At 72.7% G+C, this 26206-nt stretch carries 23 protein-coding genes; 13 read left to right on the plus strand and 10 right to left on the minus strand.

The features are described from left to right. Positions 1 to 7: 7 nt before the first annotated feature. The 3 genes from ccrA to ACZ5NW_RS02475 form a co-directional block, all read right to left on the minus strand. Complete coding sequence (gene ccrA, locus ACZ5NW_RS02465; protein ID WP_468742964.1) at positions 8 to 1345, minus strand: crotonyl-CoA carboxylase/reductase; 1338 nt, start codon at positions 1343 to 1345, stop codon at positions 8 to 10. A gap of 417 nt (positions 1346 to 1762) precedes the next feature. Beyond that, complete coding sequence (locus ACZ5NW_RS02470) at positions 1763 to 2572, minus strand: TetR family transcriptional regulator (protein ID WP_468741834.1); 810 nt, start codon at positions 2570 to 2572, stop codon at positions 1763 to 1765. A 136-nt stretch (positions 2573 to 2708) separates the two neighbouring features. Beyond that, complete coding sequence (locus ACZ5NW_RS02475) at positions 2709 to 4514, minus strand: 3-hydroxyacyl-CoA dehydrogenase family protein (RefSeq protein ID WP_468741835.1); 1806 nt, start codon at positions 4512 to 4514, stop codon at positions 2709 to 2711. A 401-nt stretch (positions 4515 to 4915) separates the two neighbouring features. Between ACZ5NW_RS02475 and ACZ5NW_RS02480 the strand changes: the two genes are divergently transcribed. Next, positions 4916 to 5491 carry an adenylosuccinate lyase gene (locus ACZ5NW_RS02480; protein WP_468741836.1) on the plus strand — a complete coding sequence of 192 codons (576 nt, stop codon included), beginning with the start codon at positions 4916 to 4918 and terminating at the stop codon, positions 5489 to 5491. A gap of 9 nt (positions 5492 to 5500) precedes the next feature. On the opposite strand, the gene ACZ5NW_RS02485 is transcribed toward ACZ5NW_RS02480, so the two are convergent. From ACZ5NW_RS02485 to ACZ5NW_RS02495, 3 genes are all read right to left on the minus strand, one after another. Then, positions 5501 to 5896 (minus strand): RidA family protein, encoded by a 396-nt coding sequence (locus tag ACZ5NW_RS02485; protein ID WP_468741837.1) that lies wholly within the window; start codon positions 5894 to 5896, stop codon positions 5501 to 5503. A gap of 57 nt (positions 5897 to 5953) precedes the next feature. Then, positions 5954 to 7534 (minus strand): alpha/beta hydrolase, encoded by a 1581-nt coding sequence (locus tag ACZ5NW_RS02490; RefSeq protein WP_468741838.1) that lies wholly within the window; start codon positions 7532 to 7534, stop codon positions 5954 to 5956. Positions 7535 to 7697: 163 nt separating this feature from the next. Next, a complete protein-coding gene (locus ACZ5NW_RS02495; RefSeq protein ID WP_468741839.1) occupies positions 7698 to 8744 on the minus strand; it encodes an Rv2578c family radical SAM protein in 1047 nt (348 codons plus the stop codon). A 159-nt stretch (positions 8745 to 8903) separates the two neighbouring features. On the opposite strand from ACZ5NW_RS02495, the gene ACZ5NW_RS02500 reads away from it, so the two are divergent. The 10 genes from ACZ5NW_RS02500 (at position 8904) to ACZ5NW_RS02545 (ending at position 21461) form a co-directional block, all read left to right on the plus strand. Next, positions 8904 to 9347, plus strand: coding sequence for an SRPBCC family protein (locus tag ACZ5NW_RS02500; protein WP_468741840.1), 444 nt, complete (start codon positions 8904 to 8906; stop codon positions 9345 to 9347). A gap of 161 nt (positions 9348 to 9508) precedes the next feature. Beyond that, entirely contained in the window at positions 9509 to 11899 is a 2391-nt protein-coding gene (locus ACZ5NW_RS02505) for an MFS transporter (protein ID WP_468741841.1), read from the plus strand. 133 nt (positions 11900 to 12032) lie between these two features. Beyond that, on the plus strand, positions 12033 to 14513 hold the full coding sequence (locus ACZ5NW_RS02510; RefSeq protein ID WP_468741842.1) for an ATP-binding SpoIIE family protein phosphatase: 2481 nt from the start codon (positions 12033 to 12035) through the stop codon (positions 14511 to 14513). Between the two features lie 157 nt (positions 14514 to 14670). Further along, positions 14671 to 15396, plus strand: a complete 726-nt coding sequence (locus ACZ5NW_RS02515) for a class I SAM-dependent methyltransferase (RefSeq protein ID WP_468741843.1) — start codon at positions 14671 to 14673, stop codon at positions 15394 to 15396. 101 nt (positions 15397 to 15497) lie between these two features. Beyond that, on the plus strand, positions 15498 to 16331 hold the full coding sequence (locus ACZ5NW_RS02520; protein WP_468741844.1) for a M55 family metallopeptidase: 834 nt from the start codon (positions 15498 to 15500) through the stop codon (positions 16329 to 16331). After that, positions 16324 to 17628 carry a M20/M25/M40 family metallo-hydrolase gene (locus ACZ5NW_RS02525; RefSeq protein WP_468741845.1) on the plus strand — a complete coding sequence of 435 codons (1305 nt, stop codon included), beginning with the start codon at positions 16324 to 16326 and terminating at the stop codon, positions 17626 to 17628. The genes ACZ5NW_RS02520 and ACZ5NW_RS02525 overlap by 8 nt, the downstream gene beginning before the upstream one ends. A gap of 17 nt (positions 17629 to 17645) precedes the next feature. Then, entirely contained in the window at positions 17646 to 19598 is a 1953-nt protein-coding gene (locus ACZ5NW_RS02530; RefSeq protein WP_468741846.1) for a prolyl oligopeptidase family serine peptidase, read from the plus strand. Beyond that, positions 19595 to 20518 (plus strand): S66 peptidase family protein, encoded by a 924-nt coding sequence (locus tag ACZ5NW_RS02535; RefSeq protein WP_468741847.1) that lies wholly within the window; start codon positions 19595 to 19597, stop codon positions 20516 to 20518. Before ACZ5NW_RS02530 ends, ACZ5NW_RS02535 begins: the two co-directional genes overlap by 4 nt. A 137-nt stretch (positions 20519 to 20655) precedes the next feature. Beyond that, positions 20656 to 20895: a LapA family protein gene (locus tag ACZ5NW_RS02540; RefSeq protein ID WP_468741848.1), complete on the plus strand. Its 240-nt coding sequence runs from the start codon at positions 20656 to 20658 to the stop codon at positions 20893 to 20895. A gap of 20 nt (positions 20896 to 20915) precedes the next feature. Further along, positions 20916 to 21461, plus strand: coding sequence for a GNAT family N-acetyltransferase (locus ACZ5NW_RS02545; protein ID WP_468741849.1), 546 nt, complete (start codon positions 20916 to 20918; stop codon positions 21459 to 21461). Here ACZ5NW_RS02545 and ACZ5NW_RS02550 read toward each other — a convergent pair. Together ACZ5NW_RS02550 and ACZ5NW_RS02555 are read right to left on the minus strand one after the other, a co-directional pair. Continuing rightward, positions 21439 to 21786, minus strand: coding sequence for a DUF6204 family protein (locus tag ACZ5NW_RS02550; protein WP_468741850.1), 348 nt, complete (start codon positions 21784 to 21786; stop codon positions 21439 to 21441). The genes ACZ5NW_RS02545 and ACZ5NW_RS02550 overlap by 23 nt on opposite strands. A 99-nt stretch (positions 21787 to 21885) precedes the next feature. Next, on the minus strand, positions 21886 to 22236 hold the full coding sequence (locus ACZ5NW_RS02555) for a VOC family protein (protein WP_468741851.1): 351 nt from the start codon (positions 22234 to 22236) through the stop codon (positions 21886 to 21888). 126 nt (positions 22237 to 22362) lie between these two features. Here ACZ5NW_RS02555 and ACZ5NW_RS02560 point away from each other — a divergent pair, with 126 nt between their 5' ends. Beyond that, on the plus strand, positions 22363 to 22878 hold the full coding sequence (locus tag ACZ5NW_RS02560) for a phage holin family protein (RefSeq protein ID WP_468741852.1): 516 nt from the start codon (positions 22363 to 22365) through the stop codon (positions 22876 to 22878). A gap of 6 nt (positions 22879 to 22884) precedes the next feature. Further along, positions 22885 to 23949, plus strand: a complete 1065-nt coding sequence (locus ACZ5NW_RS02565; protein ID WP_468741853.1) for an SDR family oxidoreductase — start codon at positions 22885 to 22887, stop codon at positions 23947 to 23949. A 16-nt stretch (positions 23950 to 23965) separates the two neighbouring features. On the opposite strand, the gene ACZ5NW_RS02570 is transcribed toward ACZ5NW_RS02565, so the two are convergent. Continuing rightward, the gene (locus ACZ5NW_RS02570) at positions 23966 to 25069 is read right to left on the minus strand and encodes an enolase C-terminal domain-like protein (protein WP_468741854.1); all 1104 of its coding nucleotides are present in this window, start codon (positions 25067 to 25069) and stop codon (positions 23966 to 23968) included. A gap of 16 nt (positions 25070 to 25085) precedes the next feature. Next, positions 25086 to 26039 (minus strand): LLM class F420-dependent oxidoreductase, encoded by a 954-nt coding sequence (locus tag ACZ5NW_RS02575; protein WP_468741855.1) that lies wholly within the window; start codon positions 26037 to 26039, stop codon positions 25086 to 25088. Positions 26040 to 26206 lie beyond the last annotated feature (167 nt).

Below are 26206 nucleotides of genomic sequence, written 5' to 3' on the forward strand. Positions count from 1 at the left end.
GGGTGTCTCAGATGTTGCGGAAGCGGTTGATGGCGTCGAGGTGCTTGGCGCGCATCTCCTCGTCGCGCACGCCCAGGCCCTCCTCGGGGGCGAGGCACAGCACGCCGACCTTGCCCTGGTGGAGGTTGCGGTGCACGTCGTACGCGGCCTGACCGGTCTCCTCCAGGGAGTAGGTCTTCGACAGCGTCGGGTGGATCTTGCCCTTCGCGATGAGCCGGTTGGCCTCCCAGGCCTCGCGGTAGTTGGCGAAGTGCGAGCCGATGATCCGCTTCAGGGACATCCACAGGTAGCGGTTGTCGTACTCGTGCATGTAGCCCGAGGTCGAGGCGCAGGTGGTGATGGTGCCGCCCTTGCGGGTGACGAAGACGGAGGCACCGAAGGTCTCGCGGCCGGGGTGCTCGAAGACGATGTCGATGTCCTCGCCGCCGGTCAGCTCGCGGATGCGCTTGCCGAAGCGCTTCCACTCCTTCGGGTCCTGGGTGTGCTCGTCCTTCCAGAACTTGTAGCCCTCGGCGCTGCGGTCGATGATCGCCTCGGCGCCCATCGAGCGGCAGATGTCCGCCTTCTGCTCACTGGAGACGACACAGATCGGGTTGGCGCCGCCCGCGAGCGCGAACTGGGTGGCGTACGAGCCGAGTCCGCCGCTCGCGCCCCAGATCAGGACGTTGTCGCCCTGCTTCATGCCGGCGCCGTTGCGGGAGACCAGCTGCCGGTACGCGGTGGAGTTGACCAGGCCCGGGGCGGCGGCCTCCTCCCAGCTGAGGTGGTCCGGCTTGGGCATCAGCTGGTTGGACTTGACCAGGGCGATCTCGGCGAGGCCGCCGAAGTTGGTCTCGAAGCCCCAGATCCGCTGCTCGGGGTCGAGCATGGTGTCGTTGTGGCCGTCGCTGGACTCCAGCTCGACGGACAGGCAGTGCGCGACGACCTCGTCGCCCGGCTTCCAGGCGTTGACGCCCGGGCCGGTGCGCAGGACGACGCCCGCGAGGTCGGAGCCGATGATGTGGTACGGCAGGTCGTGGCGCTTGGTGAGCTCGGAGAGCCGTCCGTAGCGCTCCAGGAAGCCGAACGTCGACAGCGGCTCGAAGATCGAGGTCCAGACCGAGTTGTAGTTGACCGAGGAGGCCATCACGGCCACCAGGGCCTCGCCCGGGCCGAGTTCCGGCAGCGGGACCTCGTCCAGGTGGAGCGACTTGCGCGGGTCCTTGTCGCGGGTGGCGATGCCCGCGAACATCTCCGTCTCGTCCTTGTGCACGGTGATCGCGCGGTACGAGTCGGGGAGCGGCAGAGCGGCGAAGTCGGCCGCCGTCGTCTCCGGCGACTGGATCGCGTCGAGGATGTCCTTCACGGTCACGGTGTTGCCTCCGGCGATGAGCGCCCTGAGGGAGGGGCGCTGAGGGTTACGTCGGTGCTGCTGAGGGTTTCGGGAAGTGCCGTCGGTTCGGCGGGTGGTGCTTCGGCAGCGCTTTGTGGCGCGGGAGGTTGCCTGTGACGCAGGCGTCCGGGCGGGCGAGCGGGAGGCTTGCTGGGACAGCCGGCGTACGTGAGGTCTCTGCACGCCGGCCGCCCGGACCTCTTCAACGTATGACACCGCGTGTCACCTGACAAGGCACTGAGTGCCAGAACCTGCTCTCAGGTGAAATCTTTACGTAACAAATGAGCGATGATCGATCGAACGGGCCGTGAAAGCTGTGCGAAAAGGGCCTCTGACATGCCAAAACGGCCACCCCGTGGGGTGGCCGTCGTCACAGCTGCGAGGTGGCTCTCAGCGCTCCTTGAGCGCCTGCTCGATGGTCCGCATGACCTCGTCCAGGGGAGCGTCGGTGCGGGCCACGGTGACCAGCACCTCGCCCTGGGTGGAGGCGATCGCCGCGGCCGGCTGGGAGGCCGTGGTGCGGCCCGCGCCGATGCCGGTGCCGAACGTCTTGCGGACGATCGCGAAGGCGTGGTCGAGCTGCGCCTCCACATCGCCCTGGCCGTCCGCGCGCAGCCAGCGCCGCAGGACGTGGTTGTGCGCGGTGACCACGGCGGACGCGGCGACCTCGGCCAGCAGCGGGTCGTCGTTGGCGTCGTCGTCGTGGGCGTGCTCGTCGAAGTGGCCGAGCAGATAGCGGGTGAAGAGGCGCTCGTAGCGGGCCACCGACGCGATCTCCGCCTCGCGCAGGGTGGGCACCTCGCGCGTGAGCTTGTAGCGGGCGACCGAGATCTCCGGCCGGCCCGCGTACATCTTCATGACCTCCTTGATCCCGCGGCACACCGTGTCGAGCGGGTGCTCGTGCGCGGGCGCCGCGTTGAGCACCGCCTCGGCGCGGACCAGGGTGTCGTCGTGGTCCGGGAAGATCGCCTCCTCCTTGGAGCGGAAGTGGCGGAAGAAGGTGCGGCGGGCGACCCCGGCCGCGGCCGCGATCTCGTCGACGGTGGTCGCCTCGTACCCCTTGGTCGCGAACAGCTCCATCGCCGCGGCCGCCAGTTCCCGGCGCATTTTGAGCCGCTGGGCGGCCGCGCGACTGCCTGCGGCACTCTCCGGCGCGTCGGGCGTGGCTGGTGTACGTGAGGACTTGGCGGGCTGGGACATGACCCGAACGTACTGCATGTGCGCAGCTTGGCGCGCCGCTCGGGGCGTTCCCCCGCCCTCGGCGGGCGGGGGCGGGCCCAACGGGTCGAGCAGCCCGCCCCAGTCCGTCTCCGTGCGGAACCAGTCGCCGACGCCGTCAGCGGCGGGCATACTCGCGGAAGCCGCGGCCGGTCTTGCGGCCCAGGCAGCCCGCGGCCACCAGGTGCTCCAGGAGCGGGGCCGGGGCGAGGCCGGGGTCGCGGAACTCGCGGTGCAGCACCTTCTCGATGGCGAGCGAGACATCGAGCCCGACGACGTCCAGCAGCTCGAACGGGCCCATCGGGTAACCGCCGCCCAGCTTCATCGCCGCGTCGATGTCGTCCAGCGACGCGTAGTGCTCCTGCACCATCTTGATCGCGTTGTTGAGGTACGGGAACAGCAGGGCGTTGACGATGAATCCGGCCCGGTCGCCGCAGTCCACCGCGTGCTTCCTGATCCGGCCGCAGACCTCGTGGACCGTCGCGTGGACGTCCTCGGCCGTCAGCACCGTCCGGACGACCTCGACCAGCTTCATCGCCGGCGCCGGGTTGAAGAAGTGCATGCCGATCACGTCCTGCGGACGCGAGGTCGCCCGGGCCAGCGCGACGACGGACAGCGAGGACGTCGTCGTCGCCAGCACCGCGCCCGGCCGGCAGACCTTGTCCAGCGCCGCGAACAGCTGCCGCTTGACCTCCAGGTCCTCCGCGACGGCCTCGACGGCCAGGTCGACCTCGGCGAAGGCGTCGTACGAACCGGCCGGGACGATCCGCTCCAGGGTCTGCGCGGCGGCCTCGGCCGTCATCCGGCCCTTGTCGACCGACCGGGCGAGCGACTTGCCGATGCGGGCCTTCGCCGCCTGCGCCTTCTCCTCGCTGCGGGCGGCCAGGACCACGTCGTAGCCGGCCTTGGCGAACACCTCGGCGATGCCGGAGGCCATGGTCCCGGAGCCGGCGACGCCCACCGAGCCGACCGGCCGGCCGGCCACGGGGCTGCCGCCCTCCAGCGGCGTCAGCGCGTCCCGCACGACGGTGGCGCTGCCGGGGGCGTCGTAGGTGTAGAAGCCGCGGCCCGACTTCCGGCCGGTCAGGCCCGCCTCGCTGAGCTGCTTGAGGATCGGGGCCGGGGCGTGCAGCCGGTCGCGGGACTCGGCGTACATGGCGTCCAGGACCGTCCGCGCGGTGTCCACGCCGATCAGGTCGAGCAGGGCCAGCGGGCCCATGGGCAGCCCGCAGCCCAGCCGCATCGCCGCGTCGATGTCCTCGCGGGAGGCGTACTTGGCCTCGTACATCGCGGCCGCCTGGTTGAGGTAGCCGAACAGCAGCCCGTCCGCGACGAAGCCGGGGCGGTCGCCGACCGCGACCGGCTCCTTGCCGAGGTCGAGGGCGAGGTCGGTGACCGCGGCGACGGCCGTCGGCGCGGTCAGCACCGAGGAGACGACCTCGACCAGCTTCATCGCCGGGGCCGGGTTGAAGAAGTGCAGGCCCAGCACCCGCTCCGGGCGGGCGGAGTCGGCGGCCAGCCGGGTCACGGACAGGGCGTTGGTGCCGGTCGCGAGGACGGTGTCGGGGCGCACGATCCCGTCCAGCTCGCGGAAGATCTGCTGCTTGATCTCGTACGACTCCGGCGCGACCTCGATGACGAGGTCGGCGTCGGCCGCCTCGCGCAGATCGGTGGAGGTGCGGACGCGGCCGAGGACCTCCGCGCGCTCCTGCTCGGTCAGCCGGCCGCGCTCGACGGCGCGGGCGGTGGAGGACTCCAGGGCGGACACGGACCGCGCGGCCTGGGCCTCGCTGATGTCGATGCCGATCACCGTGCGGCCGGCCTTGGCCAGCACCTCGGTGATACCGGTGCCCATGGTGCCGAGGCCGACGACGGCAATGGTCTGCAGCGGGGACAGGGAAGGGTCGGACTGGGGAGTGGCCATCGCGGGACTCCAGGAAGTGAGGGTGACGACTGGGAACGCGCCCGGGTGCGCCGAAGGGGCGCACACCGGGTGCGGAGGAAAAGCGGGATGCGATGCGGGTGTTGCCGGGCTGCGAGCGCACACGCCCGGTACTGCCTGCCGTCGCCGGGGGGCGCGCACACGCCCGGGCGGCTAACGGCGGGAATCCGACCGGCCCTGTCCCGTGGCCGGGTCGTACTGCGGTACACGACGTACCGAACCGACTGCTCCCACGGCGGCTGCGTCACCAGGCCGCCCTGAGGGGGTTCCAACGAGTGGGTAACTCGCTCGTATGAGCTTAACCGGTGGGTAACGAGCGCGCCAGCCCCTCGACTTTGTGATCTGGGTCCCGTCGCGCGCGCACCCCGCCTACCCTCGGCGTCATGGACGAAGAGTTGCGAGCGCTCACGGAGCGCTTACGGCGGGAGTCGGGCGGAACGCCCCGCTTCGAGCGGCTGGCGGCCGTCGCGGACGCCGACGACCTCGCCGGCGTGCTCACCGAGCCGGGGCAGCCGCTGTGGGCCCGGGAGCTGGCCGCCTGCCGGCTGGGGGCCGCCGGCGACCGGCGTGCCTTCGAGTCGCTCGTCCTGCTGCTCAACCACCGGGACCCGGCGCGCTGCGCGTCGGCCGCCTACGCCCTCGCCCGCCTCGACGACCCCCGCACGGCCCGCGCGGCGGCCGCCCTCGCCACCAACGAGCTGCGCGTCGCCTACGCCCTGCACCCCGTCCGCCTCCTGGTGGAGCTGCGCGCGCCCGAGTCCGTGCCCGCGCTGATCACCACCCTGCGGCGCCGGCTGACCCCGCACGACCCCTACCGGCGCGTCGCCCTCGCCTGCGTGGACGGCCTCGGCGTCCTGGGCGACAGCCGGGCCCGGCCCGTCCTCACCGACGCCCTGGCCCACCCGGCCCTCGCGGAGGCGGCGGTGCGGGCCCTGGGGAGGATTCCGGAGCAGGCGTGAGCGGGCGGTTCAGCCGATCACCGCGAGCGCCTCGATCTCCATCAGGAACTCGGGGCGCACCAGCGCGGCGACCTGCACGGCCGAGGCGGCGGGAAGACGGTCGTCGGGTATGTGCGCGGCGCGGGCGGCGCGGATCGCCGGCAGATGCGCGACGTCCGTGACGAAGAAGGTCAGTTTGACGACGTCGTCGAAGGTCGCCCCCGCGGCGGCCAGACAGCGGCGGAGGTTCTCGAAGACCTGGCGGGCCTGGGCCTGGGGATCGCCCTCGCCGACGAGCGTGCCGTCCTCGTCGAGGGGGAGCTGCCCGGAGACCGCGACGAGGCGTCCGGTGCCGAGGACGACATGCGTGTACTGCGCGGCGGGGGCGACGCCGTCGGGAGCGGGGATGCGGGTCAGGTCGGTCATGCGTCCATGGTGGACCATGCCACTGACACCGCCCGCTCCCGACGGACCGTCAGCAGGTCAGCCCCGGAAGCCCAGCAGCCCGTGCAGCGTCGAGCCGTGGGCCGTGCCGGTGGCCACCCGGGCGGCGCTCAGCGGCTTCGGGTCGGGCAGCGCCTGGCACACCGCGTCCACCTGTCCGGTGCCGCGCGGCACCCTCCCGTCGGCCAGATACGCCGCCAGGTGCTTGTCCAGGCAGGAGTTCCCGCTCAGCGTGATGCCGTGGTTGCCGCCGCCCTGCTCGACGACGAAGCTGGAGCCGCGCAGCAGCGCGTGCACCGTCGCGCCGCCCTCGTAGGGCGTGGCCGCGTCGTTCGTCGCCTGGAACAGCAGCACCGGCGGCAGCTTGTCGTTCATGATGTTCACCGGCGTCTTCGTCCGGGTCGGCCAGAACGCGCACGGTGCGTTGTACCAGGCGTTGTTCCAGGTCATGAACGGTGCCTTCTCGTACACCGACCAGTTGTCCGACTGCCACTCCGACCAGTCGCGCGGCCAGGAGGCGTCCCGGCACTGCACCGCGCTGTAGACGCTGTAGCCGTTGTCCCCGGAGGCGTCGACCGCCGCGAAGTTCTCGTACGCCTCGACCAGCGGATCGGCGTTCCCGTCGTTCACGTACGCCGCGAACGCCTCGGCGAGATAGGGCCAGTAACCGTTGTAGTACCCGCCCGGCAGGAAGGTGTCCTCCAGCTCCGAGGCGCCCACCGTGCCGCCGGCCGGCTTCTTGGCCAGCGCCGCGCGCATCGCGTACCACTTGGTCTCGATGCGCTCGGGGTCGGTGCCGAGGTGGTATGTGCCGTCGTACTTCGCGATCCACGCCATCAGGGCGCGGTGGCGGTCGTTGAAGGCGTAGTCCTGGGCGAGGTTGTCGTCGTACCACACGCCCGTGGGGTCGACGATGGAGTCCAGCACCAGGCGCCGCACCCGCTCCGGGAACAGCTTGGCGTACACCGCGCCGAGGTAGGTGCCGTAGGAGTAGCCGAAGTAGTTGATCTTCGGGGCGTGGAGCGCGGCGCGGATGGCGTCCATGTCGCGTACGGCGCTGATCGTGTCGATGTACGGCAGCACGCCCGCGTACTTGGTGCCGCAGGCCGCGGCGAACGACTTGGCGCGCCGGAGGTTGGCCTCCTCGATCGCCTGCGTGCTCGGCACCGTGTCGGGGCGGACCGGGTCGAAGTGGCCGGGCTCGCAGTTCAGCGCGGGCGTGCTCTTGCCGACGCCGCGCGGGTCGAAGCCGACGACGTCGTACTGGGCGGCGACCGCCTTGGGGAGCGAGGACGCGACGAACCCGGCGAGGGACAGCCCGCTGCCGCCCGGCCCGCCCGGGTTGACCAGCAGGGGCCCCTGGTACTTCCGCGCGGTGTGCGGGACGCGGGACAGTGCCAGCGTGATCTGCTTGCCGCGCGGGTTGTGGTGGTCGAGCGGTACCTTCAACGACGCGCACTGCAGCGTCGGATAGTCGGTCGTGCCGCACTTCTTCCAGCTGACCTTCGCCGCCTTGACGGTCTGAGCGGCGGACGACGGGCTGGCGTCGGCGGGCACGGCGGTGAACGTCCCCGCCACGACGGCGGCGGCCGCGCACAGCACGGCTGCGCGTTTCTTCATAGGGAGTCCTCCCAGGACGGAGGGTCGTCGGACCGCGAAAGTCACGGTCCCCGCGGACCGCGAAAGTCACGGTCCCCGCCGCATCGTCCCGGAAAGCCGCCCCGGAAGAACGTGTTCTGGCGATTCTTGACCCGATTGGGTCGCGGGATGCGCTCGGACGCGCTCAGATCAGCGTGAGTTGGGTCGGTCCGGCCGGCTCCGGCTCCTCGGTGTGCGCGGGCGCCGGCGTCCGGCGGGGCATCCGCGCGCGCGTGGGGCCGATCCCGTACTCCTCGGCCAGGTCGTGGACCTGACGGGTGATCCGGCGCTGGTACCACTTCGGGGCGTACGCGCCGTCCGCGTACAGCCGCTCGTAGCGGCGCACCAGGTGCGGGTGGTGCTGTCCGAGCCAGGCCATGAACCACTCGCGGGCGCCGGGCCGCAGGTGCAGCGCGAGCGGGGTCACCGAGGTCGCCCCGGCGGCCGCGATCGCCCGCACGGTGGCGCGCAGTTGAGCCGGGTCGTCGCTGAGGAACGGGATCACCGGGGCCATCAGCACCCCGCAGCCGATGCCGTGCGCGCCGAGGGTGCGCACGACGTCCAGGCGCCGCTCGGGCGCCGGGGTGCCCGGTTCGACCGTGCGCCACAGCGCGGGGTCGGTGAAGCCGACCGACACCGAGACGCCGATGTCGGTCACCTCGGCGGCCTGCTTCAGCAGCTCCAGGTCGCGCAGGATGAGCGTGCCCTTGGTCAGGATCGAGAAGGGGTTGGCGTGGTCGCGCAGGGCGGCCAGGATCCCCGGCATCAGCCGGTAGCGGCCCTCGGCGCGCTGGTAGCAGTCGACGTTGGTGCCCATCGCGACGTGGTCGCCCTGCCAGCGGGGCGAGGACAGCTGGCGGCGCAGCACCTCGGGCGCGTTCACCTTGACCACGATCTGGGTGTCGAAGCCGATCCCGGTGTCGAGGTCGAGATAGCTGTGCGTCTTGCGGGCGAAGCAGTACACGCACGCGTGCGTGCAGCCCCGGTAGGGATTGACCGTCCATTCGAACGGCATGCGCGAGGCGCCCGGGACCCGGTTGAGCACCGAGCGGGCCCGGATCTCGTGGAAGGTGATGTCGGCGAACTCGGGCGTGTCGAAGGTGCGGGTGGTCACCGCGTCCGCGCCGAACAGGGCGGCATCGCCCGCCCGGCCGTGACCGCCGGACTCCACGGTGAGGTTCTCCCAGCGCATGACGCCTCCTCGGTAGCACTACGCGCCACAATAGAACATGTGTTCCCATGATCGTGCGAACACCTTTTCCGATCACTTCCGGCGCCCCGATTTGGGCGCCTGGGGACCGGGGTGGTTGGCTTGCCCCATTCCCGAGACGACGGACCTGGAGGAACCCCCATGGCGCAGGTCGAGGCCACCACCGAGCGGGTCGTGGCAGCGGACCCCGAGACGGTGTTCGACGCGCTCGCCGACTACAGCGGCACGCGCGCGAAGCTGCTGCCCGAGCACTTCAGCGAGTACGAGGTGCGCGAGGGCGGCGACGGCGAGGGCACCCTCGTCCACTGGAAGCTCCAGGCCACCAGCAAGCGCGTGCGCGACTGCCTCCTGGAGGTCACCGAGCCCACCGACGGCGAGCTCGTCGAGAAGGACCGCAACTCCTCCATGGTCACCACCTGGCGCGTCACCCCCGCCGGCGAGGGGCGCTCCCGTGTCGTCGTGACCAGCACCTGGAAGGGCGCCGGCGGCATCGGCGGCTTCTTCGAGCGGACCTTCGCCCCCAAGGGGCTCGGCCGGATCTACGACGCCGTCCTCGCCAAGCTCGCCACCGAGGTCGAGAAGTAACGTCCCCCGGCCCGGGGGTCGTTGACCCCCGTCACCGGATCGAGTGGATCTCCCCGATGACCGGGATGGTGCCGTAACCCGTCGCACTTGCTCGGAGTTGTCGCTTCACGCAGGTTTTGTGCGCGTGCGGCGCGCGACGGGTGCGACGAGGGGAGCGCCAGGTGGGCGGGATCACCCGGGAGCGGGACACGACGGCACCCCCGCTCCCGCCGGACCCGGCGTCCGAAGCGGCCGGGACCGCCGGACTCACCCCGCGACAGGTGCGGTTGGTCTTCGTCGGGCTGATGCTCGCGCTGCTCCTCGCGGCGCTGGAGCAGATGATCGTCGCCACCGCCCTGCCGAAGATCGTCGGCGAACTGCACGGCCTGGACCGGATGTCCTGGGCCATCACCGCCTACCTGCTCACCGCCACCGTCGGACTGCCCGTCTACGGCAAACTCGGCGACCAGCTCGGCCGCAAGGGCGTCTTCCAGTTCGCGATCGTCGTCTTCGTCATCGGCTCCGCGCTCGCCGGACGGGCCCGGAGCATGGACCAGCTCATTGCGTTCCGCGCCGTCCAGGGCGTCGGCGCGGGCGGCCTGATGATCGGCGTGCAGGCGATCATCGCGGACATCGTGCCGCCCCGCCGGCGCGGCCGCTACATGGGCCTGATCGGCGCCGTCTTCGGCCTGGCCTCCGTCGCCGGGCCCCTGCTCGGCGGCTACTTCACCGACCACCTCTCCTGGCGCTGGTGCTTCTACGTCAACGTGCCCTTGGGGCTGGTCACGCTCGCCGTGGTCGCCGCCGTCCTCAAGCTGCCCGCGCCGGCCGCCCGGCCCCGCTTCGACGTCCTCGGCGCCCTGCTGCTCGCCGCCGCCTCCATCTGCCTGGTGCTGCTGACCAGTTGGGGCGGCTCCGAGTACGCCTGGCACTCGCGCGTCGTCCTCGGCCTCGGCGCCGGCGCGGCCCTCGCCACCGTCCTGTTCCTTCTCGCCGAGCGCCGCGCCGCCGATCCCCTCATCCCGCTGCGGCTGTTCCGGGACCCGGTCTTCACCGTCACCGGCCTGGTCGGCCTGGTCATCGGCGTCGCCCTGTTCGGCGCGGCCAGCTATCTGCCGACCTTCCTGCAGATGGTCGACGGCGCCTCCGCCACCGAGTCCGGGCTGCTCATGCTGCCCATGATGGGCGGCATCGTCGGCGCCTCCGTGGTCTGCGGACAGCTCATCACCCACACCGGCCGCTACAAGATCTACCCGGTCCTCGGCTGCGCTCTCGCCGCCCTCGGCATGTGGCTGCTGTCCCGCCTCGACGCCGACACGCCCCGCGCGCAGTACAGCCTCTGGATGGCCGTCCTCGGCGCCGGCCTCGGCATGGTGATGCCCGTCCTCGTCCTCGCCGTGCAGAACTCCGTGCGCCCCGCCGACCTCGGCACCGCCACCAGCGCCAACACCTACTTCCGGCAGATCGGCGGCAGCGTCGGCGCCGCGATCTGCGGCACCCTCCTCACCGGCCGGCTCTCCGACGCCCTCGCCGACCGGCTGCCCGCGCGGGCCGGTGCCGGCCTGCCCGACCCCGAGTCCCTCACCCCGCGGCTCGTCCACACGCTGCCCCCGGCCCTGCGCGACGCCTGCGTCCGCGCCTACGCCGACGCCATGCCGAGGATCTTCCTCTACCTCGTGCCGGTCCTCGTCCTCGGCCTGCTCATCGCCTTCTTCCTCAAGGAGAAACCGCTGGTGACCCACCACACCCCCGCGACCGGGACCCGGACCGAGCCCGCGACCGTCCCGATCCCGCAGATCCGGACGCCCCACACGGCCGGCGTGCCCGTCTGCGGCAGGGTGCAGCACCCCGACGGGACCGTCGTGCCCCGCGCGGCGCTCACGCTGATCGACGTCGGCGGCGCCCAGATCGGGCGGGGCGCCAGCGGCGAGGACGGCCGGTACGCGCTGTCCACGCCCGGCTCCGGGTCGTACGTCCTGATCGCCGCCGCCGGAGGCCACCAGCCGCAGGCCGTCGCCGTCACCGTCGGAGAGCGCCCCGTCGACCTGGACATCGTCCTCGGCGGCGCCGGACGCCTCGCCGGCACCGTGGTCACCGCCGACGGCTCACCGGTGCCGGGAGCCGCCGTCACTCTCACCAACGTCCACGGCGAGGTCGTGGCCGGCGCCCGCAGCGGACCCGAGGGCGGCTATGTCCTCACCGAACTCGTCGCCGGCGAGTACACCCTCGCCGCCAGCGCGCCCGCCTTCCGCCCCGCCGCGCTGCCCGTCACCGTGCAGGCCGCCCGGGAGACCCGCCAGGACATCGAACTCGCCGGCGGCGCCGTGCTGCGCGGCACCGTGCGCGCGAACGGCGGCCGGCCCGTCGAGGACGCGCGCGTGACCCTGCTGGACGCCGCCGGCAACGTCGTCGACACCCTGACGACCGGGGCGGAGGGAACGTTCCGGTTCGTCGATCTGTCGTCCGGCGAGTACACCGTCATCGCCTCGGGTTACCCGCCGGTCGCCACCGTGCTCCAGGTCGCCGGAGGCGGCCGCACCGAGCGTGACCTGCAAGTAGGCCACGAGGACTGACGACCCGTCGGATCACGGCGGGGCCCGGGGCGGCGCGAATTCCAGCATTGCCGCACATCGCGACCGGCGTGCGCCGTACGGTGGTGAGAGCGGGACAGATCTTGCACAGCTCTGGGGAGAGAGGGTCTGGGCCATGGACCGGGGCACCGAGAGGGACGCGCCTCCCAGCCGCGGAGCGGAGGCGTACACCGCCGACGCCGGGCGCATCCCGCTGGCCGTGGTCGTGGTGGACCGCGAGGGCCTCGTCTCGCACTGGAGCAGCGGGGCCCGCAGGCTCTTCGGGGCCACCCGGGACGACGCCGTCGGACAGCCCGTCGTCGACCTGCTGCCCGTCTCCGGTGCCCTGCGCGAGGCGCACGAGCAGCCGTCGTACGAGGAGGAGTATCCCGCCTACGACGGCCTCGGCCCGGGCCTGGGGACCTCCCTCGACGGCAGCCTGTCCTACCCGGCCGCCGGCCGGGCCCGCCTCACCGTGCACCGGGACGACGGCACGGAGACCGCCCCGAGGGACCGCCTGGACGTCCTGTGGTGGGCGTACCCCCTGGTGGGACCCGGGCGGGAGCGGCTTCTCGTGCTCGCCGCCGACGCCGAGGGACTCCACCGGGCCGACGACTCGGGCGACCCTCTCGCCGTGGAGCGGATCGCGCCCGGCTTCGCCCTGCACACCGACTTCCCCGGCGCCGAGGACCTCGCCCGCAGACTCCCCGAGATCCTGCCCAGCATGAGCGTCGGCGAGAGCGCCCGGATCGTCTCCCAGGTCCTCGAACTCGGCTATCCCATCCTGGAGTTCAGCCAGAACGAACGCGTCCCGGTCACCCCCGACTGGGGCGTCTCCCGGCGCGTCGAACGCAAGGCGCGCCGCGAGCGCGCGGCCCGTGCCGCCGCCGAGGGGCGGCCGATACCGCAGGACCTCACCGACGAGGCGGAGGACCTGGAGTACGCCGCCGTGCGCGAGCGCCTGGAGTTCCTCAACGAGGTCAGCGGGAAGATCGGCACCTCCCTCGACCTGGCCCGCACCATCGTCGAGATCAGCCGGGCCGTCGTCCCCCGCTTCACCGACGTCGCCGGCACCTATCTGCGCGAACAGGTCGTCGCCGGCGAGGGCTTCGCCGAGGGCGTGCCGGACACCACGACCATGTGGCACCGGGTCGCCCTGGAGCACACCGACGAACCCGGCCGCTGGGACGACGTCGTGCCCGTCGGCGAGGCCATGGCCTTCCCGGCGCACACGCCGTTCTTCCAGTGCATGACCAGCGGTGAACCCGTCCTCGTGCCGCGCATCAGCGAGCAGGTGGGCCACGCCATCGCCTCGCAGTTCGAGAAGCGCGACATCCGGCCCCTCATCACCGGTCGGTCCATGCTGGTCGTCCCGCTCAAGGCACGCGACGTCGTCCTCGGCTTCATGATCCTGCTGCGCCACCCCGAGCGCGTCGAGTTCAACGACATGGACCGGGTCACCGGCGCCGAACTCGCCGCCCGCGCCGGCCTCGTGCTCGACAACGCGCGCATGTACACGTATCAGGAGAGCGTCGCCGAGACCCTCCAGGACAGCATGCTGCCGCACATCCCGCCGCGCATGGCGGGCTGCGACATCGCCACCCGCTATCTGCCGGGCACGCTGCTGGGGCGGGTCGGCGGCGACTGGTTCGACTCCGTGAAACTGCCCGGCGCGCGCACCGCGCTCGTCGTCGGCGACGTGATGGGCCACGGCCTCAACTCCGCCGCCATGATGGGCCAGTTGCGCACCGCCGTGCAGACCATGGCCGCCCTCGACCTGCCGCCCGCCCAGCTCCTGCGCAACCTCGACGACCTCGCCCAGCGCCTCGGCGACACCTACCTCGCGACCTGCCTCTACGCCGTCTACGACCCCATCGCGAGCGAACTGCACATCGCCAACGCCGGTCACATACCGCCCGTCCTGGTCCGCGCCGACGACGGGCGCAGCGAGTTGCTGGAGCTGCCCACCGGAGCCCCGATCGGCGTCGGCGGAGTGCCCTTCGAGGCGGTACGCGTGCGCGTGGAGCCCGGTGACCGGCTGGTGATGTGCACCGACGGCCTGGTCGAGGTGCGCGGCGAGGACATCGGTGTCGGGCTCGCCACCCTCTGCGAGTCCGCCGCCCACCCGGCCGCCTCCATGGACGACGCCTGCGACACCATCATCCGCGCCCTCAACACCCGGGGCGGTCGCAAGGACGACGTGGCCCTGCTCATGGCCCGCCTCAACGGCATCGAGCCGGACCATGTCGCCGAGTGGCTCTTCCGCCCCGACCCGGCCGAGGTCGGCCGGGCCCGGGCCGCCGTCCGCGAGCAGCTCCACGACTGGGGCCTGGCGAAGCTGGCCGACACCGCCGAGCTGATGGTGAGCGAGCTGGTCACCAACGCCGTACGGCACTCCCACCACCGTCCCGTCCAGGTGCGGCTGGTGCGGGGCGACACGCTGCTGTGCGAGGTGGACGACGACGATCACGAGCTGCCGACCCTGCTCAGCGCCGGACCCGGCGACGAGTTCGGGCGGGGCCTGCGCGTGGTGAGCACCCTGGCCCGCGAGTGGGGCACCAGCCGGACCAGCGCCGGGAAGGCGGTCTGGTTCGAACTGACGCTGCCGCGCCGCTGATTCGGCGGGCGGTGTGATCCGTCGGCGGTGTCGATCGCGCTCGTCGCACGAGGCGTGAAGGCGGGCACGCCCCGCTTGTGGCCGCGACGCCGGGGGCGATAGACCGTACTCGCCCGTCGACTGCGACGGTGCGGCCGACCACCCCGGGGAGTTGGGCATGAGTGTGACGAGTCGGTACCGCGAGGCATGGGAGGGCTTCTGGCGCGAGGCGCCCGACGCGGCGGGGGAGGTGTTCTGGGACGCCGACCCCTCGGTGACCGCAGACGTCCATCTGCCGCTCCTCACCCCCCATCTGCTGGACGCCGGGCTGCCGTTGGTGGATCTCGGCTGCGGCAACGGCACGCAGACGCGTTTCCTCGCCGACCGCTTCCCCCGCGTGATCGGCGTCGACCTGGCCGAGGCGGCCCTCGACCACGCCCGGCGCGCCGACCCCGCCGAGCGGGCCGCGTACCGCGTACTGGACGCGGCCGAGAAGGGCGAGGCGGAGGCGCTGCACACCGAGCTGGGCGACGCCAACGTCTACATGAGGGGCGTCCTGCACCAGTGCGAGCCCGACGACCGGCAGGCGCTCATCGACGCGATCGCCGCGCTCCTCGGCGAGCGCGGGCGGGCCTTCCTCGTCGAGCTGTCGGAGGCCGCCCGGCCGCTGCTCGGCGGCCTCGCCCAGAGTCCCTCCGGGCCGCCCCCGAAGCTCGCGCCGATATTCCGCCACGGCATCGCGCCCGGCGAGGTCGCCGACGACGCGGTCCCCGCCTACCTCGGCGCGGCCGGCCTCACGGTCCTCGCCTCGGGTGAACTCCCCCTCACCACCACGGAGTTCGCCCCCGACGGGACCCTGATCCGGCTTCCGTCGACGTGGGTGGTGGCGGGGCGCGCGGTGTGAGGTGCCCGTGACCGAGGGGGTGGCACCGGGGCGACGCGCGGCCGCGCCACCCCGGTGCCGTTCGTGACGGGTCGGCCGTCCGCCGCGTAACGTGACGCACCATGAACATCCTCATCAGCGCCGACATGGAGGGCGCGACCGGTGTCACCTGGCCGGCCGACGTGCTGCCGGGGACACCGCAGTGGGAGCGGTGCCGGGCGATGTTCACCTCGGACGTCAACGCGGCCGTGCTGGGGTTCTTCGACGGCGGCGCCGACTCGGTGCTGATCAACGAGGCCCACTGGACCATGCGCAATCTCCTGCTCGAACGGCTCGACGAGCGGGCGCGGATGCTCACCGGCCGGCACAAGGCGCTGTCCATGGTGGAGGGCGTGCAGCACGGCGACATCGACGGCATCGCCTTCGTCGGCTACCACGCGGGCGCCGGCATGGAGGGCGTCCTCGCCCACACCTATCTCGCCAACCAGATCACCGGTGTGTGGCTGAACGACGTGCGCGCCAGCGAGGGGCTCCTCAACGCGCATGTCGTTGCCGAGTACGGCGTGCCGGTCGTCCTGGTCACCGGGGACGACATCGCCTGCGAGGACGCCCTCGGATACGCGCCCGAGGCGCTGAAGGTCGCCGTCAAGGACCATGTCTCCCGGTACGCCGCCGTGTGCCGGACACCGGCCCGCACCGCCGCCGACATCCGGGCCGCCGCGAAGGAGGCGGCGTCGCTCGCCGGTCGACGGGATCCGGTCGTCGGTGGACCGTATACAGTCGCCGTCGAGTTCGATGCCGAGCATCTGGCGGCGGCCGTCACCGTCGTCCCGGGCGTGGAGCGCGTCGGGGAGCGCAAGGTCGCCTACACGAGCGACACCATGTACGAGGGGATCCGCACCTTCAAGGCGGTCACCACCCTCGCCTCGGCCGCGGTGGAGGAGCAGTATGGCTGACCAGCAGGCACTGGACGAGGTCGTCCGGTTCACCTCCGATCTCATCCGGATCGACACCACCAACCGGGGCGGCGGGGACTGCCGTGAGCGGCCCGCCGCCGAGTACGCGGCCGAGATGCTCGCCGGAGCCGGACTGGAACCCGTGCTGCTGGAGCGCACCCCGGGGCGCACCAATGTCGTCGCCCGGCTGGCGGGCACCGACCCGTCGGCCGAGGCGCTGCTCGTCCACGGGCACCTGGACGTCGTCCCGGCCGAGGCCGCCGACTGGAGCGTGCACCCCTTCTCCGGGGAGATCCGCGACGGCGTGGTGTGGGGGCGCGGCGCGGTCGACATGAAGAACATGGACGCGATGATCCTGGCCGTGGTGCGCTCCTGGGCGCGGCAGGGGATCCGGCCCCGGCGCGACGTCGTCATCGCCTTCACCGCCGACGAGGAGGCCAGCGCCGAGGACGGCTCCGGCTTCCTCGCCGGGCACCACGCGGACCTCTTCGAGGGCTGCACCGAGGCCATCGGCGAGTCGGGCGCCTTCACCTTCCACGACGGCGGCGGGCGGGAGATCTATCCCATCGCGGCGGGCGAGCGCGGCACCGGCTGGCTGAGGCTCACCGCGCGCGGCCGCGCCGGACACGGCTCCAAGGTGAACCGGGAGAACGCCGTCACCCGGCTCGCCGCGGCGATCACCCGCATCGGCGAGCACCAGTGGCCGCTGCGGATCACCCCGACCGTCGCCGCCGCCCTCACCGAACTCGCCGCGCTGTACGGCATCGACACCGATCTGCGCGACGTGGACGTACTGCTGGACAAGCTGGGCCCGGCCGCGACCCTGGTCGAGGCGACCGTCCGCAACAGCGCCAACCCGACCATGCTGGACGCCGGTTACAAGGTCAATGTGATCCCCGGGGAGGCCGTCGCCTACGTCGACGGACGGTATCTCCCGGGCGGCGAGGACGAGTTCCGCGCCACGCTCGACGAGCTGACGGGACCGGACGTCGACTGGGAGTACCAGCACCGCGAGGTCGCCCTCCAGGCGCCGGTGGACTCGCCGACGTTCGCCGGAATGGCGGCGGCGGTACGGGAGTTCGCGCCCGAGGGACACGTCGTGCCGTACTGCATGTCGGGCGGCACCGACGCCAAGCAGTTCTCGCGGCTCGGCATCACCGCCTACGGCTTCGCGCCGCTCAGGCTGCCCGAGGGCTTCGACTACCAGGCCCTGTTCCACGGGGTCGACGAGCGCGTCCCGGTCGACGCGCTGCACTTCGGCGTCCGGGTGCTCGATCGGTTCCTGCGGACCGCTTAGGGGAGTGGGGGGAGAACGTGCGCATCCTGCCGTACGGGGCGTGGCCGTCGCCGGTCGACGCGGAACTGGCGGCCCGCAACGACGGGCGGCCCGACCATGTGGGTCACGTCGGCGACGAGGTGTGGTGGACGGCGCCCCGGCCCACCGAGGGCGGCCGGCGCACCCTGGTGCGACGGTTCGCCGACGGGCGCGAGGAGTCCGTGCTGCCGGCGCCGTGGAACGTGCGCAGCCGCGTCATGGAGTACGCCGGCCGGCCCTGGGCCGGTGCCGTGCGGGGCGGACGGCCGCTGGTGGTCTTCGCGCACTTCGCCGACCAGCGGCTGTACCGGTTCGAGCCCGGCGGCGAGCCCGTGCCGCTCACACCGGTCTCCGCGGTCGGCGGCGGGCTGCGCTGGGCGGATCCGCAGATCGTGCTGGAACGCGGCGAGGTCTGGTGCGTGCTGGAGGAGTTCACCGGCGACGGGCCCCGTGACGTGCGCCGGGTCCTGGCCGCCGTACCGCTGGACGGTTCGGCCGCCGACGACCGCGGTGCCGTCCGCGAACTCACCGACGACCGGCGGCGGTTCGTCACGGGGCCGCGCCTGTCGCCCGACGGCGGCAAGGCGGCGTGGCTGGCCTGGGACCATCCGCTGATGCCGTGGGACGGCACGGAACTGGTCGTGGCCGATGTCGCGGCCGACGGCACACTGATGTGGGCGCGGACGGTGGCGGGCGGGCCGGAGGAGTCGATCGCCCAGGTCGAATGGTCGACGGACGGCGGTCTGCTGTACACGAGCGACCGCAGCGGCTGGTGGAACCTGTACCGCGACGGCCGCCCCCTGTGCCCGCGCGAGGAGGAGTTCGGCGGGGCCCTGTGGAAGCTCGGCCAGCGCTGGTTCGCCCCGCTGGAGAGCGGATTGATCGCGGTCGTCCACGGCCGTGGGTCCACCGCGCTCGGGATACTGGATCCCGAGACCGGCGAGGTCGTCGACGCGGCCGGCCCCTGGACCGAGTTCGCCTCCACGCTCTCCGTGCACGGCGAGCGGATCGTCGCCGTCGGCGCCAGCCCCCGCAGCGGCTACGAGGTCGTGGAGCTCGACACCCGTACCGGCCGGGCCCGGGTGGTCGGCGCCGCCCACCACGACGAGATCGACCCCGCCCACTATCCGGAGCCGCAGATCCGCGTCTTCGCCGGCCCCGACGGCCGCGAGATCCACGCCCACGTCTACCCGCCCCACCACCCCGGCTGCGCCGCGCCGGACGCCGAGCTGCCGCCGTACGTCGTCCGGGCGCACGGCGGGCCCACCGACCGCTCACCCCTCGTCCTCGATCTGGAGATCGCCTACTTCACCTCGCGGGGCATCGGCGTCGTGGAGGTCGATTACGGGGGCTCCACCGGCTACGGGCGGGCCTACCGCGACCGGCTGCGCGAGCAGTGGGGCGTCGTCGACGTCGAGGACTGCGCGGCGGTAGCCCGGGCGCTCGCCGGCGAGGGCACCGCCGACCGCGACCGGCTCGCGATCCGCGGCGGCAGCGCGGGCGGCTGGACGGCGGCCGTCTCCCTGGCCACCACCGATGTCTACGCCTGCGGGACGATCGCCTATCCGGTCCTCGACCTGACGGTGTGGGCCGACGGCGGTACCCACGACTTCGAGTCGCGCTACCTGGACACTCTCGTCGGTCCGTACGCCGAGGTGCCCGGCCGCTACGCGGAGCGCTCGCCCGTCGAGCAGGCCGACCGGATCGACGTGCCGTTCCTCCTGCTCCAGGGCCTCGACGACGTGATCTGCCCGCCCGCGCAGTGCGAACGCCTGCTGGCCCGGATCGCCGGCCGACGGGTCCCGCACGCGTACCTCGCCTTCGAGGGAGAGGGACACGGCTTCCGCCGGGCGGACACCACGGTGCGTGCCCTGGAGGCCGAACTCTCCCTGTACGCCCAGGTGTTCGGGCTCCATGTGTCCGGCATTCCGACGCTGGAGCTGGTGAAGTGAAGGAACTCCTGCGGCCGTCCCGGCTCGCCCCCGGCGCCCGGGTGGCGGTCGTCGCGCCCAGCGGGCCCGTGCCCGAGGAGCGGCTCCAGGCCGGACTCGACGTGCTGCGCGGCTGGGACCTCGACCCGGTCGTCGCCCCTCATGTCCTCGACCGGCACGACGCGTTCGACTATCTCGCGGGCACCGACGCCGACCGGGCGGCCGATCTGCAGCGCGCCTGGTGCGACCCGTCCGTCGACGCGGTGCTGTGCGCGCGGGGCGGCTACGGCGTCCAGCGCATGGTCGACCTGCTCGACTGGGAGGCGATGCGGGCCGCCGGGCCGAAGGTGTTCGTCGGCTTCAGCGACATCACCGCCCTGCACGAGGCGTTCGCCACCCGGCTCGGCCTGGTCACCCTGCACGGGCCGATGGCGGCGGGCGTCGACTTCATCAAGAACGCCCAAGCCCAGGAGCACCTCAGGGCCACCCTGTTCGCCCCGGAGAGCGTCCAGGTCATCGCCTCCGGCGGGCGCCCCCTCGTCCCCGGCCGGGCCCGTGGCGTGCTCCTCGGCGGCTGTCTGTGCCTGCTCGCCGCCGAACTGGGCGCCGCGCACGCCCGGCCCTCCGCGCGCGGCGGGCTGCTGTGCCTGGAGGACGTGGGCGAGGAGCCGTACCGGCTGGACCGGTACCTGACCCAACTCCTGCGCGCCGACTGGCTCGACGGGGTGCACGGGGTGCTGCTCGGCTCCTGGATGGGGTGCGAACCGTACGAGCGGGTGCGGGAGTTGCTGGCCGACCGTCTCGGCGGGCTCGGAGTGCCCGTGGTCGAGGAGTTCGGATTCGGGCACTGCGAGGGGGCGTTGACGATTCCCTTCGGGGTCGCCGCCGAACTCGACGCGGACACCGGCACGTTGAGGATGGACGAACCGGCGCTGCGCTGAGCAGCCGACGGCGCCCTCGACACCTGCCCGCCGGGGCGGAGGAGGTCCGCGCGGTGCGGGGCGTCGACGCGCCGGGTCATCACCCGGAGGGCAGTCCTCACCGTGCGTGAGGGCGGCCGGAGGCGCACCCTGGTCACATGAGCCCGAAGACCACCGAGCACCGTACGAGGAGCAGGGGCAACGTCGAGGTGACGCCCGGCCGCATCGCCGTGCTGGTGCTCGCCGTCCTCGCCCTGATCTTCATCTTCGAGAACACCCAGGAGACGGAGATCAGGATGCTGATCCCCGTGGTGACGATGCCGCTGTGGACGGCGCTTCTCGGCACCGCCGTCATCGGAGCGCTGTGCGGGGCGTACTTCGTGCGCCGCCGCCGGTAGCGCCGCCGTACGCTGGCCGGATGCCGCACATCGCATCGCCGTACCTCGCCGAGGGGCCCCGCGTGGGAATACGTCACTTCACCTACGAGGACGCCGCCGAGTTCACCGCCCGGGCCCGTCAGAGCAAGGACCTGCACCATCCGTGGCTGTTTCCGCCGGTCACCACGCAGGCGTACGCCGCGTACGCGGGCCGGCTCATCGAGGACCGGACCAAGGCCGGGTTCCTGGTCTGCACCCTGGACGACGGGGCCATCGCGGGGTTCATCAACATCAACAACATCGTCGAGGGCGGCTTCCAGTGCGGCGCGCTCGGCTACGGGGCCTTCGCGCACGCCGCCGGGCGCGGGCTGATGCGCGAGGCCCTCGACCTGGTCGTGGCCCACGCGTTCGGGCCGATGCGCCTGCACCGGCTGGAGATCAATGTGCAGCCCGGCAACGCGGCGTCGATCGCCCTGGCCCGCGCCTGCGGCTTCCGCAAGGAGGGCTTCTCCCCGAAGATGATCTATATCGACGGGGACTGGCGGGACCACGAGCGCTGGGCTCTCACCGTCGAGATGCGGGCTTGAAGTTGATCTTCATGGTGTCGAGGTCGGTGACCGTCGACTTCAGCCCCGTGAAGCCGTAGCCCAGCTCCCGCAGGGTCGACTCGGCCCGGTCCTCGGCGATCGCGCCCGCCATCTCGTCGCCGTCGGCCGCGTCCGACACGACCACATAGCGCATCGAGAAGTGCTTCAGCGGGCGCGGCTCGTACGACAGCGTGCCCTCCTCGGTGAACCGCATGCTCGCCATACCGTGAGCGTCGGCCTCGGCGAGCAGCCGGGCCCGGGCGTCGTCGGTGAGGGCGTCCCAGGTGCCTCGGACGATCACCCGATAGGTGTGCTGCTCGGACATCTCCCGCGCTCCTCCTGCGTCGCCGACCGGTGCGTCATCGCGCCGACCGGCGATTGTATGCAGGCGACGATCTCCCGCCCACCGGATTTCGTCGCCCGCTCACGGGGTGCGGCGGTCGGCGTACTCGTAGATCGTGCCGTCCGGGTGGCGGGCGATCAGATTGCGGCCCGCCGGTGTCGGCACCGGGCCGGCGATGATGTCCGCGCCGAGTTCCGTGAGGGTCGTGTGCGTCGCGTCGACGTCCGTCACCGCGATCGTCGCCGCGACCTTGCGCAGCAGCTCCAGCTCCTCCTCGGGCCCGCTCATCAGCAGGAAGCAGCCGACGGCGGCCACCTGGACGCCGCCGCGGCCGAAGCGCTGGGCCGGACGGCCGGCGAGACGCTCGTAGAAGGGGACCGCGGCCTCCAGATCCTCGACGCAGACGCGCAGGGTGGCTCCCAGAATGTCCATGCGGCGAGCCTAGTGGGGGCGGCCGGGGGAGGGTGATCGATCGTCCCGATCAGGTGGGGCGCCCGGGCCGCGTCCCGGCCCCGTCCCGGGGCGTTACGGGCCCTTGACCGGGGGTACCCGACGGCCATGGACCGCATCGATCACCTGGAGCATCTGGACAAGCACCTGGTCGACGAACTCGCACAGGTGGCGCGGGAGACCATCCGCGACGAACTGCGCGAGCAGACCCGCCGGCGCCGCCGTACGGCCCTGCTGTACGCCGCGTCCGGCGCCGTCGGCCTGTACGCGGGCGCGGCCCTCGCCCTCGCTCTCGGCCTGGGGCTCGCCGCCGGCCTGCCCGATTGGGCCGCCGCCCTGATCACGGCGGCCGTCCTCGCCGTCGTGGCGTACGCGCTGCGCGCCGCCGCCCGGCCGTCCGCCTCCCGCCCGACGTCCGAGCGGGAGATGGAGATCGCCGCCGAGCGCGAGCACGGCATGGGCGGCAGCCCGCCGACCGGACTCGGCGTGGGATACCCGCCGATGCCGCCCGGCGCCCCCGGCGTGGGCGGATCGGGGCTGGGCGCGCCCGGAACGCCCGGGGCGACGCCGGCCGCGCCGCCCCCGGACGAGATCAACCCCGAGGCGCCCCACCACAGGGCGTGACGCGCGATGCGGGCGCCTTGGCGGGCCGGCGGCGGACACCGGGTCGTCGTGGTGACCGGCGCCAGCGGCGGCGTGGGCCGGGCGGCGGCCCGCGCCTTCGCCGCGCGCGGCGACCGGGTCGCCCTCCTCGCCCGGGGCCGCGAGGGCCTCGCCGCCGCGGCGGACGAGGTCCAGCGCGCGGGCGGTGAAGCCCTCGTCATCGGCGTCGACATGGCCGACGCGCAGGGCGTCGAGAACGCCGCCCAGCAGGTCGTCGACGCCTTCGGGCACATCGACGTCTGGGTCAACAACGCCTTCGCCGGGATCCTCGCGCCGTTCACCTCGATCACGGCCGACGAGTTCCGCCGGGTGACCGAAGTGACGTATCTGGGCTGCGTGTTCGGCACCCGCGCGGCCCTGCGGCACATGCTGCCGCGCGACCGGGGCACGATCGTGCAGGTCGGTTCCGCGCTCGCCTATCGCGGGGTGCCGTTGCAGACGGCGTACTGCGGGGCCAAGCACGCGATCCAGGGCTTCAACGAGTCGCTGCGCTGCGAGTTGCTGCACACCGGCAGCCGGGTGCGGACGACGATGGTGCAGCTACCGGCCCTCAACACCCCCCAGTTCGACTGGGTGGTGAACCGGATGCCGGGGCGGCCGCGTCCCGTCGCTCCCGTGTACCAGCCGGAGGCGGCGGCGCGGGCGATCGTGCACGCCGCCTCCCATGCACGGCGGCGGGAGTACTGGGTCGGGGGTTCCACCGCCGCGACGCTGATCGCCAACGCGGTGGTGCCGGGGCTGCTGGACCGGTACCTGGCGCGGACGGGGTTCGGGGCCCAGCAGGAGGAAGGGGAGCCCGGTCGGCCGCGGCACCCGGGGCAGGGAAATCTGTGGAGCCCGGCGGACGGGCCGCACGGGAGGGACTACGGGGCGCACGGCCGGTTCGACGGGGAGTCGGCGCAGAGCAGCGCGCAGGAGTGGGTCTCGCTGAACCGGGGGCGGGTGGGCGCGGGCCTGCTGGTCGGCGGGCTCGGAGCGGCGGTGAGCGTCGGACTGCGCCGCCGGGGCGGGATGCGGGGGCGGCGGGCCTGACCCCTTAGTGGGCGACTTATGCGACCCGGTACCGCTCGATGTCCTTTCCGCGCGGTTCCAGGCCGTTTCCCACGCCCTCCAGCGGGCGCACCGTCCCGCCGTACGGGTCGAGGGTTCCCTCGAAGAACATCGACTCGATGCGGACGTGGTCGTGGAACCACTCGATGTGGCGCAGGTTCGGGACGGCGGTGGCCACCGCCGCGTGGGCGTGCGGGGCGCAGTGGGCGGAGACCTCCAGGCCATGGGCCTGGGCGAGGGCGGCGGCACGTACGAACTCCGTGATGCCGCCGCAGCGCGTCGCGTCCACCTGGAGGCAGTCGACCGCGCCGGCCCCGATCATGCGGGCGAAGTACGGCAGGTCGTAACCGTATTCGCCGGCCGTCACATCGCAGACCAGCGCGTCCCGCACCAGCCGCAGACCCGTCAGATCGTCCGAGGAGACCGGTTCCTCGAACCAGCCGACGCCCAGCTCGGCGAGCGCCCGGCCGACCCGGACCGCCTGTTTACGGGTGTAGGCGCCGTTGGCGTCGACGTACAGCTCGGTGTCCGGGCCGACGGCGGCGCGGGCCGTGCGCACCCGGTGCAGATCGCGGACGACGGCCCGGCCCCAGTCCTCCCCGATCTTCATCTTGACGCGGGGGATGCCCTGTTCGTGCACCCAGGCGCCGAGCTGGGCGGAGAGCCGGCTGTCGGCGTACGTGGTGAAGCCGCCGCTGCCGTACACCGGGACCTCATCGCGCGCCGCGCCCAGCAGACGGGCCAGCGGCAGGTCCAGCAGGCGGGCCTTCAGATCCCACAGGGCGAGATCGAGGGCCGAGATCGCGCAGGCGGCGATGCCCGGGCGGCCCGCGTTGCGCACCGCGCGGCACAGTGTGTCGTGCACGGCGGGGATGTCCAACGCGTCGCGGCCCGTGACCAGTTCGGCGAGGTGCCCGTCGAGGAAGGCGCCGACCGCCGCCGGGCCGTACGTCCAGCCCGTGCCGGTCGCCCCGCCCGCCGACACCCGGGTCACGACCACGGTCGTGGAGTCCCAGGCCAGCGTGCCGTCCGCCTCCGGGGCGTCGGTCGGCACCGTGTACACGGACACGGTGGGGCGCTGGAGCGTCGGCGCGGCGGACATGTCGGGCCTCCGGCTCTCAGTCGAGCTGCGGCAGCACCTTCGTACGGTAGAAGTCGAAGAACCCGCGCTGGTCGGGGCCGATCTGGCTGACGTAGACCCGGTCGAAGCCGGCGTCCGCGTACTTCCGCAGCCCGGCGATGTGCTCGTCCACGTCGTCCCCGCACACCGTGTTCTCGCCGACCATCTCCTCGGTGACCAGGGGCTCCAGCTGCTCGAAGTGGCTCGGGGTGGGCAGCACCTGGGCCATCTCGCCGGGCAGCAGCTGGTTCGACCAGAGCGACCGGACCGTACGGACGGCCTCGTCCCGGTCAGGGCCGTAACAGACCTTCGTGCCGCCGAGCACCGGCTTCGCGCCGCCCCCGTCGTTGCGGAACTGCTCCACCATCGACTCGTCGGGCATCATCGTGATGTAGCCGTCACCCACACGCGCGGCCAGCGCCGTCGCCTTGGGACCGAAGCCGGAGATGTCGATGGGAACCGGTTCCTCGGGAACCGTGTAGAGGCGGGCGTTCTCCACCGTGTAGTACTCGCCGTAGTGGCTGACCTCCTCGCCGGAGAACAGCCGGCGCATGACGAGGATCGCCTCCTCCAGCATGTCCAGGCGGACGTCCGCGGGCGGCCAACGGTCGCCGAGGATGTGCTCGTTGAGGGCCTCGCCCGTGCCGACGCCGAGGCGGAACCGGCCCTCGGTCATCACGGCGCTCGTCGCGGCCGCCTGTGCCACCACCGCCGGGTGCAGCCGTACGGTCGGGCAGGTCACCGCTGTCTCGATCGGCAGGGACACCGCTTCCGACAGCGCTCCGATCACCGACCACACGAAGGGGCTCTGGCCCTGGGTGTCGTTCCACGGGTGGTAGTGGTCGGAGATCCACAGGGCTCGGAAGCCGGCCTGTTCGGCCATCCGGGCCTGCTCGACCAGCTCGGCGGGGCCGAATTCCTCACAGGACAGGAAGTAACCGTATACCGGCATGGGGTGCCTCCGGGGTGTGGGGGTCGGTCGGCGTACGGGTACCCGGGGCCCTCGCGGGAAACCGGCCCTGAAGGCATGGCGCCCGGGTTTGGCCGGGGCGGGCCGGGGGACGCGGAAGGTCTCGGAGGCGGAAGAACCCGTAACGACCACCCCGCCGGAGGCGAATC

The sequence above is a fragment of the Streptomyces sp. NPDC032126 genome (assembly GCF_055580085.1).